Below are 17615 nucleotides of genomic sequence, written 5' to 3'. Positions count from 1 at the left end.
AGGTTTAACAAAAGCTTCCTTGCCCCTTAAAAATACTAACACTTAGTTAATTCTGGTTAAGAAACTCAATCTTCTGCATAACAACCCTTTAAAAATCAGTAACACATATATGCCACTACTACGTTTTATAAAGGGTTACCATTTAAGCGTTTGCGTAAAACCTAATGGCCAATCTCATTCGGCTGTGATCAGGAATTACGGCCTCCTTGGCTGTTTTCTCCGCCTTTCTTACCAGCTTCGGAAGCGCGCTCTGGGTCATTCGCGAAGTTACCACCACTCTTTTGGCCGCCTTTATGGCCGATATCTTCGTAAAATTCTTTATCGTGATTCTTTGAGGTAGCTTCGCCACCTTTCTTGCCTGCTTCTTCGCGACTCATTCCATTGTCGTTGCGATTGTTAGCCATGATTCATCTCCTTTCATGCATTCGGTAAAACCAAATCATTCCGTGGAACTCGATTAGTTAATCGAGTAATTTGAGAGTAGCCAACTCATAAGTTGTTTCAAGCGATATAGTCAATAAGAAAGCTTTTTAATCTTTGTAATTAACAAGCTTTTATTTCATGTCAACAATCCAATTAATTTAAATAAATAGAAACTTTAAATTAATGATAAAGACATCTGTAAAAGTTTAATAACATTAAATTTATAGAGGCTTTATTACCAAACGCTTCAAGAGGGACTTCCAGCCGGTGGCGATTGCTTAAGCAAACCAAAGGGAGCAGCTTGTTTGTTTGACTCTGCCCTCTCATCGCCAGCACATGGATAACAGATAAAACTGGCTTCGCCCGCCAAGGGTCAAAGGCTGATGGGTAGAGCATTGGCAGTCAGGGCATTCGGTAATGTATCTAACCCGTATCGGAGAGTGTTGCAGCGGCTTTGCGGTCACAGATTGGAAACTGGTGATGTATAGAAAAGGAAAAATTAAGCTTAGAAAGGAATGGTATAAATTTTGGTATAATTTTTTCTTACTCATCTATTGTGCACATATTATACATGGTCTAGTATAAAGTTGTCGGCGGCAGGAAGCTACCAACGAAAAGGAATTTCCACTCAGGATGAGTGACCAAATGCCAGGAAGGCATGAGTACACCAAACGCCCCTTCATAGGGGCGTTGTTGTATAGAGGCGTTGCTGTTTTTACCTTCTGTATTACCTGTCTTTACATCTCGCCTTTACCCACCACGTGCTGACCTTGCAAAGGCTCGGATCATCCTAGCTGTATCGCGACCTCCTAACGTGTTGGCACCGTCGCGATGGCAATCGTAAGAAAATTTAATGTGGCATAGCAAAAATCCTTGAAATTTATAAGATTATTGTTTCCATGTAAGAAAATGCTTACAAATATTGTCGTCGATTGACTACATTATTTTCTATCAAAGTAGCTACACTTCTAAGGGCTACTAATCGCAGTAGCCCACTTGAGTCGCGCTAGCCCAGGGAAGGGCAATGGAAGGCAATATGCGAAAGGATCAAGGAAGCGCGATAGGCCAAGGAGGGCCCCACCACTTCTACCCAGGCTAACAAACAGCCCCTATCTATCCGTTAATTTTATCGGGCTATCACTTGTAGCGTTGTATCCACCGCCAGCAGCACAAGCCGATAGCAACCTTCCTGAAGCATACTACCTAGCAACTATTTCGTTGGTTGAGCGCTATCCTCTAGTACGTATAAAAAGCTAACGGCGATTACCTAGGATATAACTCAATTCGTCTTCTGATAGAAAAGTCGGCAGCTTAATTGGCTATGAGCACTTTTCAAACGCGCACAAAAAAGCCGCCCTTTCGGACGGCTTTTTCGGATTCTCTAATATGTTGCTTTTAACCATCTTTTGATGGTGCCGACACCAGGAGTCGAACCCGGGACCTACTGATTACAAGTCAGTTGCTCTACCAACTGAGCTATGTCGGCGCTTCACATTTTCTTGAGAAAATGACTGGGTTGCGGTTAAGCTAATCAGTCAACAAGAAATCTTGTTGGCAATGGCTGGGGTACCAGGATTCGAACCTGGGAATACCGCTACCAAAAAGCGGTGCCTTACCACTTGGCGATACCCCAACGTTTGGTGGCCAGAGACGGAATCGAACCGCCGACACGGGGATTTTCAATCCCCTGCTCTACCAACTGAGCTATCTGGCCCTTGCCAACGGTGCGTATTAAACTAAAAATTCAGCTTTTCGTCAACACCTTTGTGAAACTTTCTTTTCTAACCGTCGCTTAGGCTAACTTTACGACTAACGGCGCAGGGCTGAAACGCCCGTAATTCCTGCGTTTTCTGCCAGCCTGAGTGTTCGTTTACGCTTGCGTAGGCGGCACATAACCTTCCGCCTGATCGGTTGTTTCGTTATCCAGAAAGCGCTGCATTTGCTCCATCAGGTACGCACGGGCTTCCGGGTCGAGCATATTAAGATGCTTTTCATTGATCAGCCGAGTCTGCAGTGCCTGCCATTCTTCCCAGGCCTGTTTGGAAACGGTTGCTTGAATCTCCTGGCCCTGCTTGCCGGGTAGCGGCGGGAACGGGAGAGCCGGCAGCTCTTTTTGGTACTTGCGGCAAAAAACCGTGTTACTCATGGATGCTCCTTATTGGATTGGTCTTGATCGAGTTGTGATCTACAGGCCCAGGCACCTATACGCGTCCTGGCGTTAAGTTAAGCGTAAAGGGCGTTAGTTGGCTAAGCAGCGCTTTTACAGGGGCTGCCAAGCCCAGCTCACGCGGATTTTCAACGTCATACCATACGCCGCTTTCACGTACCTCGCTCAGCCTATCGCACGAAACCGGCTGAGGGGTAATTTCAAGGCGAAAATGGCTAAAGGTATGGTGAAAACTGGGCATGGTGGGTTGGCGCTTGGGCGATACGGCATGCATCTCCAGCCAGTCATTGAGCTCGCTGTGTTTTTCAAATTGCGGCAGGCTCCATAAGCCGCCCCATAATCCGCTAGGCGGGCGCTGCTCTAACCAGACCCGCCCTTGGCTATCCTGTAGCAGCAGCATGATAGTGCTGCGGGTAGGCAGGGCTTTTTTAGGCTTGGACTCCGGGTAGCGCTGAGGTTCGCCCTGGGCATATGCCAGACAAACATCATTAAACGGGCAGACCTTGCAGTCAGGCTTGCTACGCTTACATAGCGTGGCGCCAAAATCCATCATCGCCTGAGTGAAGTCCGCCAGGCGGTTAGACGGCGTGTAGTATTCGGCAAGCGTCCATAGCTTACGCTCTACCTCTGGCTTACCAGGCCAGCCAGGGATAGCGTGCAGTCGCGTTAGCGAGCGTTTGACGTTGCCGTCCAGAATCGCCGCTCGCTGGCCGGTACTTTGGGCAATTATCGCACCCGCCGTTGAGCGGCCAATGCCCGGCAACGCGGTGAGCGCTTCAACACTTGTAGTTGGCAGCTCGCCGCTGTGCTCTTCCAGCGCCAACTGAGCGGCCTTGTGTAGGTTGCGAGCTCGAGCGTAATAGCCAAGCCCTGTCCATAAGTGCAGCACTTCGTCCTGAGGGGCCAGCGCTAGCGACTCAAGCGTAGGGAAGCGCGCCATAAAGCGTTCGAAATAAGGGATAACCGTCGTTACCTGGGTTTGCTGGAGCATGATTTCTGACACCCACACGCGGTAAGCGCTGCGGGGCGACTGCCAGGGCAGATCATGACGGCCATACTCGTCGAACCAGGCGATCAGGCGACGATAGAACTCTTCTGCCGTAAGCCTGGGAGTGGGCATATCAGCCATGCGGTTTCCTTCGATAGAGCGTTCGTAAAATACTTGGCGCAGCGTGCCAATTAATCATGGGGCAATAAAAAAGCGCCGGCATTGAGGCCGGCGCAGAGTGTCTTGCATGAATGCTCAGTTAAATAGACGACGGATGCCTTCACGAAGTTCCTGACCGGCACCTTCGCCAAGGCGCTCATCTATTTTGTCCAAAGAGCCTTCTACACGCTCTTCCAGCTCGTCTGCTACGCGATTACCGGCTTCATTACGCAGCAGGTCAACCACAGCGGTTTGAAAGGCAGAGCGGTCGAAACGGCACCACTCATTGGTGGCACCGCCAAGATGGCCTTCGCAGCGTACCGGTAGCGGCAACTGCTCCAAACGTGGATTCACCTTACATGCGGCGTCAGCGGTATCCACCAAGCGCGCGTTAGCACGGGTATCGAAGTTCAGGCTGTTGAAATCGAGCTCGCCCTCACCGTTCACATCAATTCCCGGAAGCTTAATCAACAGGTTATCACTGGTTACCACGCCATTGCGTACCTGGAACGTCGCGTCGAAGCGCTCAAAACGCGTGTCGGTATGCCAATCACGCAGCGTGCCTTCGCCTTCCAACTGGGCGACCAGCTCACACATCTGCTGAGAAATATTGATATCTAAAATAGCGCCCTCATTAAGGCGGGCATTGAGCTGCCCATTAAGGTTGCTGGTTAACGCTTCACGGCTGTTACCCCGTGAGGTCAGCTCACCATCCAAATGCAGGCGCCCTCTTAGCGGTGAAGGATCCTCATCGTTGCTGATGGCTTCGATGAGTGACGCCATTTGTACGTTGTTAACGGTGGGGGCAAGCGCCCACTCCATCACTCGCTCACGGGCATCCAGCTGCCCCGTGGCATTAAGCTCTCCACCATAGAACTGGGACTCAAACGCCGTTAGCTCTTGAAGACCGTCCTCACCACGCAGCTGCAGGCGGGTATTGTTAAAGGTCAGGCCGCCCATTAAAAAGGATTCAACGCTTAAATCGCCGTTAAGTGACAGTTCACTCAACCAAACCTGAGGCAGCAAGGTATTCGAGCTCTGAGCAAACGCTTTGCGTAGCAAGCCCGAGCTGGCCTGCTGGGCGGTCGTGGGACCAGGAAGATAACGGTCGATGTCAAGCTGATCACCTTCCAGGTCAAACGCTACCTGCGAGCCATCCAGAGCGGCCGACACCTGCCCCGTAAAGGTACTGTCGTCGACAACCAACGACAGGCTGGATAACGACACTTGCTCTGCATTGCCCTCAATGGGGCTGGTCATGGCAATATCGCTAAGGGCGGCTTCGCTGGTGGTATTAAGCTCAATGCCTGTACGCGTTAGCCAGGGACGTAGCGTAAAGGGCGCGGCCGTAATCTGCCCACGGTACTCGGGCGCATCGAACATCTGCTCAACATTAAGGTGGCCGCTCATGCGCAGTCCGTCAGGCCCGGTGAGCTGAAAATCTTTCAGCTGCGCCGTTTGCGCCTGCCAGTTGCTTTCCAGGCCAAAGGCGAGCGCTAGCGCCAGGCTACCTTGCCATTTTTCTGCATTCTGCAGACCCGCCTCTAAAACGCCTTCGCTAATACTTAGCTGCTTCTCATCCATGCGGGCGATCATTTCAGCGGCTTTTAAGCTAAGCCGCTGTGGTTCACCCTCTGCTCCCATACGCGTTTGGGTGTTTAGCCGGGTGTTTTCCAGCACTACGCGGTCTTCAGCAAGCTGGAGACGCATGCGTGTTTCAAGATCAATATCACTGGTTAGCTCAGGTGGGCGCTCCAGCGCTTCGGCATCCAGGCGGTTATGCTTGGTTAAGGTAAACATGGTCTTTAACGGGAAAGGACTTACCGGATTGACGTTGCTGCCTGAAACATTAAGCGACTGAAGGCGCCACAGCGCTTGGCTTTGGACATCACGGAAGCGGATATCGGCGTTTCTGACTTCGACACTGGCAATATTCAGCACCACCGATAGGCTGCCCGCATCGGCATGCGGCCCGGCACTAGCCGGGGCCAGGACCGTTTCCGCCGTTTCGTCGCCGCTTTCAGCCAGACGCTCAAGCAAGGGCTCCCAGTTACCTTCTCCTTCGGCGTCTCGCTCCAGGTTCAAGCGCATACCATCCAGCGTTAAGCCATCAATGGCAATTTCCCCGCGCAGCAGAGGTGCAAAGGCAACGCTGACTTCAGCACGATTGATGGCAGCAAACGAGGTGTCCTCTTCAGACTGCTCCGGCAGCCAAGCGCGGGCTTGCTCCACGCTCACCCCAATACGCGGGTAGAATGACCAGGTGATCGGCCCTTCAGGCGCCAGATGCAGCCCGGTGTGTTCTTCCACCACCGATGTCAGGCGCGGCTTGAAGTCCTCGGGATCCAGAAAGGTGGTGACATAGACCACCGCCGCCACTGCCACAATGCCGAGAATACCGACAGCAGCCAGCAAAATACGTAATAACTGTTTCATTACCCTTTCCCTTGTGGGTCTAGCTCAACAAAATTGCTAATTAGCGGCTTGCCTGATGTTGGCCCTTCGGCATTGGTGCCAGGGCGGTAGCCAAGCTTGGAAAGCAGAACCTGATCGGCCAGCGGTAGGTGCGTGGTTTCAATGCGCAGCTTACGCTCTTCCTGCTTGGCCTGCTCTCCGAGCAGTGCCATCAACCGCGAGCCTACGCCCCGGCGGCGGGTGATTTTGCGAACGCATAGCTCAGAGAGCCACCAGGCCCGGTCGGGACCCTCTTGAATAGCCGCCGCCCCCAATAAATGATCATTAAAGTGGGCACAGGCAAAAAAATGGTGAGCATTCAGATGCTGCTCAATAAACGGCAGGACGTCTTGGGCAGGCACCCGCTCTTTGGGCGCATCTTCATAAATGCGTATCAGGTCGAGGCGCACTTGCTCATCGGCGTCCCAACGAGCCAAGTCGACGTGCTCTAGTGTCACCGGCATGGTGAATTCCTCTTCGCCAAAGCAGACAGGCTGCAGTTTTTAATGCCCTAAACGGCGGCTACCTTTCGCGCATTGTAGCGGATGAGTGCACCGATTCTCTATAATGGTCGCTTTGCCACAGATTTACGTCCTGATTATACGGTGGTGAGACAATGTAGCCCATCGCCTTACCCTCAGAATGCGCTAGAGCGCAGGAGATACAACATGGCAGCGCGTATTGCCACGGTTAGCCGTGATACGAATGAAACCCAGATTACTGTCAGCGTCAATCTGGATGGCGAAGGCCATCTTCGCTGCGAAACTGGCGTTCCCTTTCTAGATCATATGCTTGATCAAGTTGCGCGCCATGGGATGATAGACCTTGATATCCAGGCGACGGGCGACTTGCATATTGATGACCACCATACCGTTGAAGACCTGGGAATTACATTAGGCCAGGCATTTAACGAAGCGATTGGCGATAAGCGCGGCATTTATCGTTATGGGCATGCATATGTACCGCTTGATGAAGCGCTCTCGCGCGTGGTGATTGATTTCTCAGGTCGGCCCGGTCTTTATATGAATGTCGACTTCACTCGCGATACGATAGGCCGCATGGATACCCAGCTGTTTTGGGAGTTCTTCCAGGGCTTCGTCAACCATGCCCGCGTAACGCTGCATATCGACAACGTTAAAGGCTTTAATGCTCACCATCAGGCCGAAACAATTTTTAAAGCCTTTGGGCGTGCTCTGCGTATGGCTGTCGCCGAAGACCCACGTATGGCGGGGCAGATGCCTTCCACCAAAGGGAGCCTATAATGGCGCGCTGTAGGATAGGCAACAGTGCAAGCAACTGTTCGTTCACTCGATTAAGGAGCGCTTCATGACCATTGCTGTAATCGACTACGGGATGGGAAACCTACATTCTGTCGCGAAGGCGCTCGAACACGTTACCCATGAAAACGTCATTATTACCCGCGATCCGCGGCGCATTTTAGGCGCCACGCGTTTGGTATTGCCAGGCCAGGGCGCCATCCGCGACTGCGTAGGCGAGCTTGAACGCACCGATTTGCGAGGCCTGGTTGATGATATGCTGACGCGTCAGGCAAAGCCTCTACTGGGAATTTGTGTAGGCCAGCAAATGCTCCTGGAGCGCAGTGAAGAGAACGGCGGCGTTGATTGTCTGGGCTTTTTCAAAGGCAGCGTTGATAAGTTCCCCACCGACATGCGCGACGAACACGAGCAGCGCCTGAAAGTACCCCACATGGGCTGGAATCTGGTTGAGCAGCACCATGATCACCCGCTGTGGGCCGGTATCGATAATAACGAGCACTTCTACTTCGTACACAGCTACTACGTGAATGCTGCCGACGATGCCCAGGTATTTGGCACCACACATTATGGCAAGGTAGGCGCCCACGTGGCGATTGGCCGTGATGCCACCTTTGCCGTACAGTTTCACCCGGAAAAAAGCTCCCGAGCAGGCCTGCGCTTACTCGAAAACTTTGTCACCTGGACGCCCTAAGAGGTTTATTTATGTTGGTAATTCCTGCGATCGATCTCAAAGACGGCCAATGTGTGCGGTTGAAACAAGGGCGTATGGACGATGCGACCTCTTACGGCGATGACCCGGTTGCAATGGCCGCCCGCTGGGTAGAAGCCGGTGCACGCCGCCTTCACCTGGTCGACCTGAACGGCGCTTTTGAAGGCAAGCCGGTGAATGGCGATGCCGTCACGGCTATAGCACGTGCCTATCCCAACCTGCCTATTCAAATTGGCGGCGGCATCCGCAATGCCGAGACCATCGAGCATTACCTGAATGCAGGCGTGTCTTACGTGATCATTGGCACCAAGGCCGTTAAAGAACCCGCGTTTGTGGGCGAGATGTGCCGCGCCTTCCCCGGCCATGTGATTGTCGGGCTGGACGCTAAAGACGGCTTTGTGGCCACCGACGGCTGGGCGGAAGTCTCTACCGTGAAGGCAGTGGATCTGGCCAAGCGCTTTGCCGATGACGGCGTTTCCAGCATCGTGTACACCGATATCGCTCGCGACGGCATGATGCAAGGGGTTAACGTCGAAGCGACGGCTCAACTGGCGCGTGAAGGCGGTCTGCCGGTGATTGCCTCTGGCGGCGTCACTAACCTAGACGATATTAAAGCGCTGTGCGGTGTTGCGGATAGCGGCATCTTAGGCGCGATTACCGGTCGGGCGATCTATGAAGGCAGCCTGGATGTGGCTGAAGCACAACGCCTTAGCGATCAGCTAACAGGAGGCGGCGCGTGAGTTTATCCAAGCGTATTATCCCCTGCCTGGATGTAGACGCTGGGCGGGTGGTGAAAGGCGTCAACTTTGTCGGCATTCGCGATGCAGGCGACCCGGTGGAAATTGCCCAGCGGTATAACCAGCAGGGTGCCGATGAGATTACCTTTCTGGATATTACCGCAAGCCATGAAGACCGTGACACAACAGTGGAAATGGTCGAACGCATTGCCGGCGAAGTGTTTATTCCGTTAACCGTAGGTGGCGGTATTCGTACCTGTGACGATATTCGCACCATGCTCAATGCCGGGGCCGATAAAGTCTCGATCAACACGGCAGCGGTTACTAACCCTGAGTTCGTGCGTGAAGCAGCGGAGCGCTTTGGCAGCCAGTGTATTGTGGTGGCGATTGATGCCAAGCGGGTATCCGGTGAAGGCGAGCCGCCGCGCTGGGAGATTTTCACCCATGGCGGCCGTCGTGCAACCGGGCTTGATGCGGTGGAGTGGGCCAAGAAAATGGTCGAGCTGGGAGCGGGCGAACTGCTGTTAACCAGCATGGACCGCGACGGTACCAAGATCGGTTTTGATCTCGGCGTGACCCACGCGATTTCAGAAGCGGTAAGCGTTCCGGTCATTGCCTCCGGCGGCGTGGGCAATCTGGACCACTTGGTAGATGGCGTGCTTAAAGGCGGCGCGGATGCGGTTCTTGCGGCCAGTATTTTTCACTTCGGTGAATACACGATTCCTGAAGCAAAGCGGTACATGGCGGAACGCGGCATCGAAATGCGGCTATAGCGGCCGCTTTCACTGCATAGCCCTCTTCTCAGGAGTTTTAAATGTCTCGTTGCTTCCCATACCTGGGAGGGCTAATCGGTTTTTGGCTGAGCGCTTCTGCCTCAGCCTTCTCCCTACCCGACTGGCCGCCTACCCTTGAGCTTGACCATACGCTTGTCCAAACCAGCCTCTATACCCGCCATTTTAATCCGGACCCCGAACATAACAATCACCAGAATTTAATCAGCGTTGAGCTACATAATCCCGATCGCTGGCTGACGGGAATAGGACGGTTTAAGAACTCCTATGAGCAGCCCACCTGGTACGTGTATGCAGGGCGTGAATTTCCTCTGTGGCAGTTCTCGGAAGAGGTTAACATCAGAGCCAAGCTAACCGGGGGCTTACTGCATGGCTACAAAGGCGAGTACCGGGACAAAATCCCGCTCAACCACTTTGAAACTGCCCCGGTGCTGCTGCCGAGTATTGGAGTGCAGTGGGAGCGGTTTGAATCCGATTTAATCATATTCGGCACTGCCGGCATGATGGTAACCGCAGGCCTGCGCTTTTAGGCAGGCCATGCTTTACTCGTCGTCTTCGTCCAGACTTAGCCCCAGATTGCTGATGCCGTTATTGCGCCCTAACTGACGAATCTCTTTAAGCGCGGCTTTGCTGAGCGGCTCACTTACCGCTTCCAATACCGCGTCTTGAAAATCGTTTTCGTCTTCCATTAACGGATGATCACGGATCAGCAGCGCAAGTTTTTGGGCATCCTCTTCACCTTCCGTCAGCTCAATAAAAGCGCGCACCCCGGCGCGTGAGGTACGGCTGACATCCAGCACTGCCTCAGGCGAGTCTCCCTGCAAGGTGTCCAGCAGCGCCGAGATGGAAACGACGGCATCCAGCGCACGGCGGGCGCCAAAACTTTCATCCTCTGCGGGCGGCTCGCACTCGGCCAGTTTTTCAGCCTGGCGGGCAAAATCAATGCTCGCATTGGGTACGCTCAACCGCTCCCACACCAAGTTAAGTACGGTACGCAGCGTGTGACCATCGCCCTGACCGGTCGTCTGTTCATATAGGGCATAGTTAGGCAGTAAGCGCTCACACAGCGCAGCCATAAATGCTTGCTGGGCCGCTAGCGGAAGCACCTGTAACTGCTGATAAAAACCTAAGGGTTTAGACTCCATACTGATTTCCTAACGCGCGATATTGGTGAAATGGGGGCAATACGTTATGGTCGCAACAGCGCTGTTATAAACACAGACAGCCTTTACTGTGGACGGTCGGCGAGGAGATTACCATGCATATACATCTGCTACAGCACAGCGCTGATCATGACCCCGCCCGCTTAACCGACTGGTTGAGCAGTATGGGGCATAGTTACAGCGTTTTTCATCTTTACGCAGGCGAACTGACGCCACGTCCGGCAGAAAGCGATGCGCTGATTATATTAGATGGCCCGGAGGCGTTTCTTAACGAACCGCCCGCCTGGTTTAAAGCCGAGAATAAACTGATTAACCGCTACCTGGATGGCCAGAAACCGCTTCTGGGCATTGGCCTGGGCGCCCTTTGGGTAGCTCAGGCGCTTGATGCGGTCGTGGCCCCAGGCACCTATCCCGAAAGAGGCTGGCATACTGTCTCCCTGGCCCCGGAAAGCCCGTTTGATTTACCCGAGCAGTTTGAGGCGTTCATGTGGCATCGCCATGTGTTTAGCCTGCCTGAAAGCGCCCTGCCGTTGGGCGGTAGCCCGGCGGCGCCGCTGCAGGGTTTCAGCTGGGATAGCGGTCGCGTTATTGGCTTACTGTGCCACTTGGAAGTCACGCTTGCCAGCGTGACCCAGCTGCTGGGTGACAGCGAATCATCGGGCACTACCACGACGCCTGCCGGCCAGCGTTTTATCCAGGAAGACAGCCAAATTCTTGAGGATACAGCCCGCTTTCACCAGTTGGCACCACTGCTTGATCGCGTCATGATGCAATGGCTCAAAGCTTTCTAATGACATCCTAACGTAGCCGCTAGGCGCTCCACTGCTTAGCGGCCTCCAAACAGCTGTCCCAATCCCCTATATGCAGATCCGGCGCCGCTGTCGCACGCTGTTTTTCAAGGTGATAGCGATAAAGCGGGTCGTAGTATTCGGTGAGCAGTGGCGCAAGCCACGCTTCGTGAGCCTGCGGATTGCCTTCTTCATGGGCTTTAAAGGCCATAACCTGTAAGCGTTGTAAACGCTGAAGGCGGGCATTGCCTAGGCGTTTCCCCAAACGAATTAACGCATTGCCCAACTGACGCTGCATCAGTTCCCAGCCTTGCGCAGGCCCAAAGTGCGCGACATAGTCCTTTTCCAGCTGAATAATATAGTCGTGTTGGAGCTGGTCAAGGCGCCAATCAAGCGGCATTTCTATGCGTACACGAGGCGCCTTCTGCATAGCATGCCAAAAGGTGAGCGGTATGTTGGCGTTGCCGATTAGGCGAGATTCATCTTCCATGATCAAATTACCCGGCAGAGCTAACAGCCGTGCGGCGAGCGCATGCTCAAAATCTATCTGCGTGGCAGGTGCTTCAGGCTGGCGACCAAACGCAGAGCCTTTATGATTGGCATAGGCTTCAAGATCAACGCCGTTATCCAGGCGATTAATCAGCGTGGTTTTAGCACACCCGGTTAACCCTGCGACCACAAGCATGGGCTGCTCAGCGGCGGCGTCTACGCGCTGGCAAAGTGCCTGACGCATGGCTTTCCAGCCACCGGCAATTCGCGGCCTGACAATTCCCGCATCATTCAACCACTGCTGGGCAATTTGCGAGCGTAGCCCGCCGCGAAAACAATAAATGACTGCGTCCGGGCGCTCTGTCAGATATGCCTGCCAGGCGGCGATACGCGCCTGTTTGATATCGCCACTGACCAACTGCTCGCCCAGGGCAATGGCCGCACTCTGGCCTTGCTGCTTATAAGCGATGCCCACCTGGCGGCGCTCTTCATCGACCATTAAGGGAAGATTTACCGCGCCCGGCAGTGCCCCTTGAGCAAACTCTACCGGGGCACGCACATCGATCAAAGGCCGCGCTTCGCTGATCAAACGTAGTGAAGCAGGTATTGTTTCGAGCGCTGTCTCAAGAACCGTCTTAAGAACTGTTTCAGGTGCTATTTTAGGCACTATCCCACGACCTCAATCAGGGCCTCGCCCTCGCGGGCTTTCATAACGCCAAACGACTGAAGCGATAGGCCGAACTCGCGGCCAATCCGCTCGATATCATCCTGCCAGGCGGGGTCGACACTCAGTAGTAAGCCGCCTGAGGTCTGAGGGTCGCAAAGCCACTGCCAGTGGGCTTCATCCATATGAGGTAAGCTTTTACCCAATGCATCACGATTGCGCCGTGTGCCGCCAGGAACAGCACCTTGACGACGGTAGGCTTCTGCCTGGGCCAGGCGAGGCAAGCGGCGAAAGTCGATCTGGGCCATGACATTGCTGGCGCTGCATATTTCCGACAAATGTCCTGCCAAGCCAAACCCGGTGACATCCGTCATGGCGTTGAGGCCTTTCACATCGGCAAGCTTAATGCCGATACGGTTGGATTTAAGCATGGTTTCCCGAGCTAAGCCGTGATGTCCTGCCTCCAGCAGCCCCTGCTTTTCAGCCGTGGTCAGCAAGCCAATGCCGAGCGGCTTGGTCAGAAACAGCAGGTCCCCTGGCTTGGCACGGCTATTGAGCTTGAGCTTGTCCAGATCGATCAACCCGTTAACCGCGAGGCCAAAGATAGGCTCTGGCGCATCGATCGAATGGCCGCCCGCCAAGGCCACACCCAGCTCACGGCAAACGCCCTGAGCACCGGCAACCACATCACCGGCAATTTCGGCGCTTAGCTTATCCAACGGCCAGCCAAGAATGCTAAGTGCCATAACGGGCGTACCGCCCATGGCGTAAATATCACTGATGGCGTTCGTGGCGGCGATACGCCCAAAATCAAACGGGTCATCGACAATCGGCATAAAGAAGTCAGTAGTGGCAATCATACCCCGCCCATCGCCCAGATCGTAAACGGCGGCATCTTCTCGCCCCTGGTTACCCACAATAAGCTGCTTATGCCCTGCCGCAGGCCCCGCCTTGGCGAGAATACCGTCAAGTACATCAGGGGCTATTTTGCAGCCACAGCCAGCACCGTGACTGTATTGGGTTAAGCGAATCGAACTCATAGTGTCTCTCCTTGGCACTCGATGTTTTTATAACAATCTTTATAGCGTAGCCTACTTAAAGCGCCTCTAGCGCGTCGCTAAGCTTATCCACCGCAATGACTTCCATTCCCTTGGGTGACTGCTTCGGTGCGTTGGCCCGCGGTACGATAGCGCGCAGAAAGCCATGTTTGGCCGCTTCAGCGATGCGCTCCTGCCCGCTGGGTACAGGGCGTATCTCGCCGGAAAGCCCCACTTCGCCAAATACCACCAGCTCCTTAGGCAATGCCTTGTTTTGCAGGCTAGAGACCACGGCCAGCAGCACCGCCAGATCCGCACTGGTTTCTAGAACCTTCACGCCGCCTACTACGTTGAGAAACACATCCTGGTCGCCGGTAAACAGACCGCCATGGCGATTTAATACGGCCAACAGCATGGCAAGCCGGTTTTGGTCCACCCCGACTGCCACACGGCGTGGGTTGCCCAAGGCAGATTCATCCACCAGGGCCTGCACTTCCACAAGAATGGGCCGGGTGCCTTCCCACACCACCATCACCAAGCTACCCGGCGCCTGCTCTTCCTGACGCGAGAGGAAAATGGCGCTGGGGTTTTTAACCTCTTTCAGGCCTTGTTCGAGCATCGCAAAAACGCCCAGTTCATTGACTGCGCCAAAGCGGTTTTTCTGGCCTCGCAGCGTTCTGAATCGCGAATCCGCGCCGCCTTCCAATAACAGCGAGGCATCGATCATGTGCTCAAGCACCTTGGGGCCTGCCAGCGTGCCGTCTTTGGTTACGTGCCCAACCAATAGCAGTACCGTATTGGTTTGCTTGGCAAAGCGGGTAAGCGCGGCGGCGGACTCGCGCACCTGAGCGACTCCACCCGGCGCTGAGCTGATATCTTCAAGGTGCATGGTCTGAATAGAGTCAATGACCAGTATTTCGGGCTTCTCACGTTCTGCTACGGCAAGAATTGTTTCTACACTGGTTTCTGCAAGCATTTTTAAGCCGCTGGTAGGCAGCTGCAAGCGGTGAGCGCGCATGGCTACCTGAGACAGTGACTCTTCCCCCGTGACGTAGATAATGCGCCGCTCTTGAGCAAGCTTACAGGCGGTTTGCAGTAACAGCGTTGATTTACCCGCCCCTGGGTTACCCCCCAAGAGCACGGCTGAACCGGGCACCAAGCCGCCGCCTAATACGCGATCGAACTCGTTGAAGGTCGAGCTTAACCGGGGCACTTCACTTAAATCGACATTGCTTAGGTCGACCACATCCTTGGAAAGGTCACCTGCGTAGCCCGCTCGGCCAGATCCAGCACTGCCGCTGCCGGGGCGCGCACTAGCCAGACGAATTTCACTAAGCGTATTCCATTCATTGCAACTGGAGCACTGGCCCTGCCACTTGCGATACTCCGCGCCGCACTCGGTACATACAAAGGCACTTTTGGCTTTAGCCACCGCGCTAATACTCCCGTTACTGTTAGATCATCGTTAATGCTGTCTGGCCCTAAAATGCAAAAGGCGGCCAATGGCCGCCTCAGGATGTTACTGCTAGCTTATTGACGCTGTAGCTGCAACATTTCGCCATTTTCAAAGCGACGACGCTCTGGGTCGATTAACTCTAACGTGCGCTCATTGATACGCTGGAAGTAGTAAACCTGACCATCACCATTCGGGGTAAGCTCATAAACAGTCGCGTCCGGGTCAGACGGAGTACCGTTTAATACTTCCCAGTTACCGGCATAGTTTTCTGGGGGCGGTGTTTGAGGATGGTTACGGTAAGTCGCGTCCAGTGTAAAGGTACGCTCTTCAGCCGGACTCATCTCTTGACCTACCATGGTAACGTCTAGATCAATACCATCGCAGTTGCGGCAAGGCAGCGTTCCCTTGTACTGCTCTTGGGACGCGCTAACGCCTGCATCAGCGTCTTGGCCCGAAGGCCCGCCGGTTGCACAGCCTGCCAACAATGCCAACATAGCCGAACCGGCTAGCAAACTCCTGAATTGCATTGGGTGTCTCCTTATCGTGTTGGTCATACATTTCTTTCGCGCGATTATGACAGCATAACCGTTACAAGGTGCGACGCCCACCCCTAGTCATCGTTGAATGCGTACCTGAATGCGTATTTGAATACGCAGTTGAATAACATAGTTGAATGCTTGCGCTTGAGCGAGCATCAAGCGACCATGGCCTATTATACCTAGGATAATCAGGTTACCCGCATGAGCCAATACTGGAGTCCCGCTGTTAAGGCGTTAACCCCTTATATACCCGGGGAGCAGCCGCGTGAGCGTGTTATCAAGCTCAATACCAATGAAAATCCTTACCCCCCGGCACCGGGCGTTGGTCGGGCATTGCGCGACTATGCAACGGACCATCTGCGTCTCTATCCCGACCCCACATCGGCGGCACTTCGCGCCTCGCTTGCCAAAACGTTTAGCGTAGAAAGCCAGCAGGTGTTCGTGGGCAACGGTTCAGATGAAGTACTGGCCCTGGCGTTTCAAGCGTTTTTTTGCCATGACACACCGCTTGATACCCCGTCTATTACCTATAGTTTTTACCCGGTGTACGCCAACCTCTATAACGTGGCGCTGCGCGCCCACCCTCTGAATACACAGTGGGAAGTGGATATAGAAGCGTTAGGGGCGGCGTCAGAGCGCAGTGGCGTAATCTTTGCCAACCCCAACGCACCTACCGGGCATGCCCACTCACTAGAAAGCATAGAAGCGTTGCTCAAGCGGGTGACGGACCGCGTTGTGCTGGTCGATGAAGCATATGTTGACTTTGGCGCAGAGAGTGCCATTGCGTTAATCGACCGCTACCCGAATTTGCTGGTCACCGGTACTTTTTCTAAATCGCGTAGCCTGGCCGGTTTGCGCTTGGGCTATGCCGTAGGCTCAGCCGAGCTGATTGATGGCCTGCAGCGGGTCAAGGACTCTTTTAACTCTTACCCGGTGGATAGTTTGGCAAGCCTGGTAGGTATTGCCGCGCTTGAAGATCAGGCTCACTTTGATGCATGCCGCGAAAAAGTGATTGCCACGCGCGAGCGCACCCGCCAACGCCTTGAAACGCTCGGCTTTGAAGTACTGCCGTCGAGTGCCAACTTCATCCTTACACAACACGCAACGATTGCTGGGGCACAGCTGTTCGCTGGACTGCGGGAACGTGGAATCCTGGTGCGCCACTTTAATACGCAGGAGCTTAATAACTTCTTGCGCATCACTATTGGCACCGATGATGAGATGGATAGCATGATGGAAGCACTTGAAGTGCTCTGCGGCTAGCCCTCTCGCCATAAAGCTACAAAGCCCTATCGCACACGTATGGTAGGGCTTTTTTGTAGGAGACGGCTTTAGCCAGTGATGTGGTGCCCCGCCCCGCTGGGGTGGGAGCAAGCAGGTACGGTGGCCTCTTCCATCCCGGGCACCTGACGGTGCCTTCGCCGGCTGAAGCCAGCTCCCACATTAGAACGAAGGCGTTCCATAACATCGTAGATTATGGATTGACCTGTCCCTGCGTTGTGGGAACTGGCTTCAGCCGGCGATGCAGCGCAAAGCGCTGCTGGGGTGGGCGGCTGATCCGACACGCTGAGGAGTGCCTTACCGCCTTTTTCCCGCATGCAAAAAAATCCCCCGAGGCGCGAGCCCCGGGGGATTTTTCACAATAAGTGCCTGACGATGATCGCGCCGGGCTGCCGGGGGCCGGCGCTCCGGTGCTCTCGCCTGGGGAGACCCCACCCTTTTCTTCCACGCAAACAAAAAACCCAGCCGATGGCTGGGTTTTCTGCGGTATAAG

At 54.2% G+C, this 17615-nt stretch carries 17 protein-coding genes and 3 tRNA genes; 7 read left to right on the top strand and 13 right to left on the bottom strand.

All coding sequences use genetic code 11. The features are described 5' to 3' along the window. Nucleotides 1-188: 188 nt before the first annotated feature. The 8 genes from ACT3R7_RS17015 to ACT3R7_RS16980 all read right to left on the bottom strand — a co-directional run bounded on the left by ACT3R7_RS17015 (nt 189) and on the right by ACT3R7_RS16980 (nt 6655). On the bottom strand, nt 189-404 hold the full coding sequence (locus ACT3R7_RS17015; protein WP_192537741.1) for a con-10 family general stress protein: 216 nt from the start codon (nt 402-404) through the stop codon (nt 189-191). Nucleotides 405-1833: 1429 nt separating this feature from the next. Beyond that, nucleotides 1834-1909 (bottom strand) — tRNA-Thr (locus ACT3R7_RS17010). Nucleotides 1910-1981: 72 nt separating this feature from the next. Next, nucleotides 1982-2056, bottom strand: a tRNA-Gln gene (locus ACT3R7_RS17005). 5 nt (nt 2057-2061) lie between these two features. Continuing rightward, nucleotides 2062-2137: transfer RNA gene (locus ACT3R7_RS17000), tRNA-Phe, on the bottom strand. A 156-nt stretch (nt 2138-2293) separates the two neighbouring features. Then, on the bottom strand, nt 2294-2569 hold the full coding sequence (locus ACT3R7_RS16995; protein WP_193092092.1) for an oxidative damage protection protein: 276 nt from the start codon (nt 2567-2569) through the stop codon (nt 2294-2296). A gap of 55 nt (nt 2570-2624) precedes the next feature. Further along, a complete protein-coding gene (mutY, locus tag ACT3R7_RS16990) occupies nt 2625-3719 on the bottom strand; it encodes an A/G-specific adenine glycosylase (RefSeq protein ID WP_192537743.1) in 1095 nt (364 codons plus the stop codon). Nucleotides 3720-3833: 114 nt separating this feature from the next. Further along, nucleotides 3834-6173 (bottom strand): AsmA family protein, encoded by a 2340-nt coding sequence (locus ACT3R7_RS16985; RefSeq protein WP_192537744.1) that lies wholly within the window; start codon nt 6171-6173, stop codon nt 3834-3836. After that, nucleotides 6173-6655, bottom strand: coding sequence for an acetyl-CoA sensor PanZ family protein (locus ACT3R7_RS16980; RefSeq protein ID WP_192537745.1), 483 nt, complete (start codon nt 6653-6655; stop codon nt 6173-6175). Before ACT3R7_RS16980 ends, ACT3R7_RS16985 begins: the two co-directional genes overlap by 1 nt. Nucleotides 6656-6859: 204 nt before the next feature. Here ACT3R7_RS16980 and hisB point away from each other — a divergent pair, with 204 nt between their 5' ends. The 5 genes from hisB to ACT3R7_RS16955 all read left to right on the top strand — a co-directional run bounded on the left by hisB (nt 6860) and on the right by ACT3R7_RS16955 (nt 10235). Beyond that, nucleotides 6860-7453 (top strand): imidazoleglycerol-phosphate dehydratase HisB, encoded by a 594-nt coding sequence (gene hisB, locus ACT3R7_RS16975; RefSeq protein WP_192537746.1) that lies wholly within the window; start codon nt 6860-6862, stop codon nt 7451-7453. A 64-nt stretch (nt 7454-7517) separates the two neighbouring features. Then, on the top strand, nt 7518-8159 hold the full coding sequence (gene hisH, locus ACT3R7_RS16970; RefSeq protein ID WP_192537747.1) for an imidazole glycerol phosphate synthase subunit HisH: 642 nt from the start codon (nt 7518-7520) through the stop codon (nt 8157-8159). 11 nt (nt 8160-8170) lie between these two features. Next, nucleotides 8171-8917, top strand: coding sequence for a 1-(5-phosphoribosyl)-5-[(5-phosphoribosylamino)methylideneamino]imidazole-4-carboxamide isomerase (hisA, locus tag ACT3R7_RS16965; protein WP_192537748.1), 747 nt, complete (start codon nt 8171-8173; stop codon nt 8915-8917). After that, complete coding sequence (gene hisF, locus ACT3R7_RS16960; protein ID WP_018918913.1) at nt 8914-9687, top strand: imidazole glycerol phosphate synthase subunit HisF; 774 nt, start codon at nt 8914-8916, stop codon at nt 9685-9687. The genes hisA and hisF overlap by 4 nt, the downstream gene beginning before the upstream one ends. 41 nt (nt 9688-9728) lie before the next feature. Continuing rightward, nucleotides 9729-10235 (top strand): hypothetical protein, encoded by a 507-nt coding sequence (locus ACT3R7_RS16955; RefSeq protein ID WP_192537749.1) that lies wholly within the window; start codon nt 9729-9731, stop codon nt 10233-10235. Between the two features lie 12 nt (nt 10236-10247). On the opposite strand, the gene ACT3R7_RS16950 is transcribed toward ACT3R7_RS16955, so the two are convergent. Continuing rightward, nucleotides 10248-10850, bottom strand: coding sequence for a YjaG family protein (locus tag ACT3R7_RS16950; protein WP_192537750.1), 603 nt, complete (start codon nt 10848-10850; stop codon nt 10248-10250). 113 nt (nt 10851-10963) lie between these two features. On the opposite strand from ACT3R7_RS16950, the gene ACT3R7_RS16945 reads away from it, so the two are divergent. Beyond that, the gene (locus tag ACT3R7_RS16945; RefSeq protein ID WP_192537751.1) at nt 10964-11659 is read left to right on the top strand and encodes a type 1 glutamine amidotransferase; all 696 of its coding nucleotides are present in this window, start codon (nt 10964-10966) and stop codon (nt 11657-11659) included. Between the two features lie 19 nt (nt 11660-11678). Here ACT3R7_RS16945 and mnmH read toward each other — a convergent pair whose 3' ends face one another. The 4 genes from mnmH to ACT3R7_RS16925 all read right to left on the bottom strand — a co-directional run bounded on the left by mnmH (nt 11679) and on the right by ACT3R7_RS16925 (nt 15829). After that, nucleotides 11679-12803, bottom strand: coding sequence for a tRNA 2-selenouridine(34) synthase MnmH (mnmH, locus tag ACT3R7_RS16940; RefSeq protein WP_407648094.1), 1125 nt, complete (start codon nt 12801-12803; stop codon nt 11679-11681). Nucleotides 12804-12811: 8 nt separating this feature from the next. Then, nucleotides 12812-13849 carry a selenide, water dikinase SelD gene (gene selD / locus ACT3R7_RS16935; protein ID WP_192537752.1) on the bottom strand — a complete coding sequence of 346 codons (1038 nt, stop codon included), beginning with the start codon at nt 13847-13849 and terminating at the stop codon, nt 12812-12814. Between the two features lie 55 nt (nt 13850-13904). After that, entirely contained in the window at nt 13905-15278 is a 1374-nt protein-coding gene (gene radA / locus ACT3R7_RS16930; RefSeq protein ID WP_018918919.1) for a DNA repair protein RadA, read from the bottom strand. Between the two features lie 98 nt (nt 15279-15376). After that, nucleotides 15377-15829 carry a copper resistance protein NlpE N-terminal domain-containing protein gene (locus ACT3R7_RS16925; RefSeq protein WP_018918920.1) on the bottom strand — a complete coding sequence of 151 codons (453 nt, stop codon included), beginning with the start codon at nt 15827-15829 and terminating at the stop codon, nt 15377-15379. A gap of 213 nt (nt 15830-16042) precedes the next feature. Here ACT3R7_RS16925 and hisC point away from each other — a divergent pair, with 213 nt between their 5' ends. Next, on the top strand, nt 16043-17104 hold the full coding sequence (hisC, locus tag ACT3R7_RS16920) for a histidinol-phosphate transaminase (RefSeq protein WP_192537753.1): 1062 nt from the start codon (nt 16043-16045) through the stop codon (nt 17102-17104). Nucleotides 17105-17615 lie beyond the last annotated feature (511 nt).

The organism is Halomonas sp. AOP43-A1-21 (genome assembly GCF_052376775.1).
Taxonomy (GTDB): Bacteria; Pseudomonadota; Gammaproteobacteria; order Pseudomonadales; family Halomonadaceae; genus Vreelandella; species Vreelandella colorata.
This window is presented reverse-complemented; position numbering and strand designations above follow the sequence as displayed.

What these genes read in the sequence shown, in the direction of transcription:
- ACT3R7_RS17015 (WP_192537741.1), bottom strand. Translation starts at nt 404, where the DNA reads ATGGCTAACAATCGCAACGACAATGGAATGAGTCGCGAAGAAGCAGGC.
- ACT3R7_RS16995 (WP_193092092.1), bottom strand. Translation starts at nt 2,569, where the DNA reads ATGAGTAACACGGTTTTTTGCCGCAAGTACCAAAAAGAGCTGCCGGCT.
- mutY (WP_192537743.1), bottom strand. Translation starts at nt 3,719, where the DNA reads ATGGCTGATATGCCCACTCCCAGGCTTACGGCAGAAGAGTTCTATCGT.
- ACT3R7_RS16985 (WP_192537744.1), bottom strand. Translation starts at nt 6,173, where the DNA reads ATGAAACAGTTATTACGTATTTTGCTGGCTGCTGTCGGTATTCTCGGC.
- ACT3R7_RS16980 (WP_192537745.1), bottom strand. Translation starts at nt 6,655, where the DNA reads ATGCCGGTGACACTAGAGCACGTCGACTTGGCTCGTTGGGACGCCGAT.
- hisB (WP_192537746.1), top strand. Translation starts at nt 6,860, where the DNA reads ATGGCAGCGCGTATTGCCACGGTTAGCCGTGATACGAATGAAACCCAG.
- hisH (WP_192537747.1), top strand. Translation starts at nt 7,518, where the DNA reads ATGACCATTGCTGTAATCGACTACGGGATGGGAAACCTACATTCTGTC.
- hisA (WP_192537748.1), top strand. Translation starts at nt 8,171, where the DNA reads ATGTTGGTAATTCCTGCGATCGATCTCAAAGACGGCCAATGTGTGCGG.
- ACT3R7_RS16955 (WP_192537749.1), top strand. Translation starts at nt 9,729, where the DNA reads ATGTCTCGTTGCTTCCCATACCTGGGAGGGCTAATCGGTTTTTGGCTG.
- ACT3R7_RS16950 (WP_192537750.1), bottom strand. Translation starts at nt 10,850, where the DNA reads ATGGAGTCTAAACCCTTAGGTTTTTATCAGCAGTTACAGGTGCTTCCG.
- ACT3R7_RS16945 (WP_192537751.1), top strand. Translation starts at nt 10,964, where the DNA reads ATGCATATACATCTGCTACAGCACAGCGCTGATCATGACCCCGCCCGC.
- selD (WP_192537752.1), bottom strand. Translation starts at nt 13,849, where the DNA reads ATGAGTTCGATTCGCTTAACCCAATACAGTCACGGTGCTGGCTGTGGC.
- ACT3R7_RS16925 (WP_018918920.1), bottom strand. Translation starts at nt 15,829, where the DNA reads ATGCAATTCAGGAGTTTGCTAGCCGGTTCGGCTATGTTGGCATTGTTG.
- hisC (WP_192537753.1), top strand. Translation starts at nt 16,043, where the DNA reads ATGAGCCAATACTGGAGTCCCGCTGTTAAGGCGTTAACCCCTTATATA.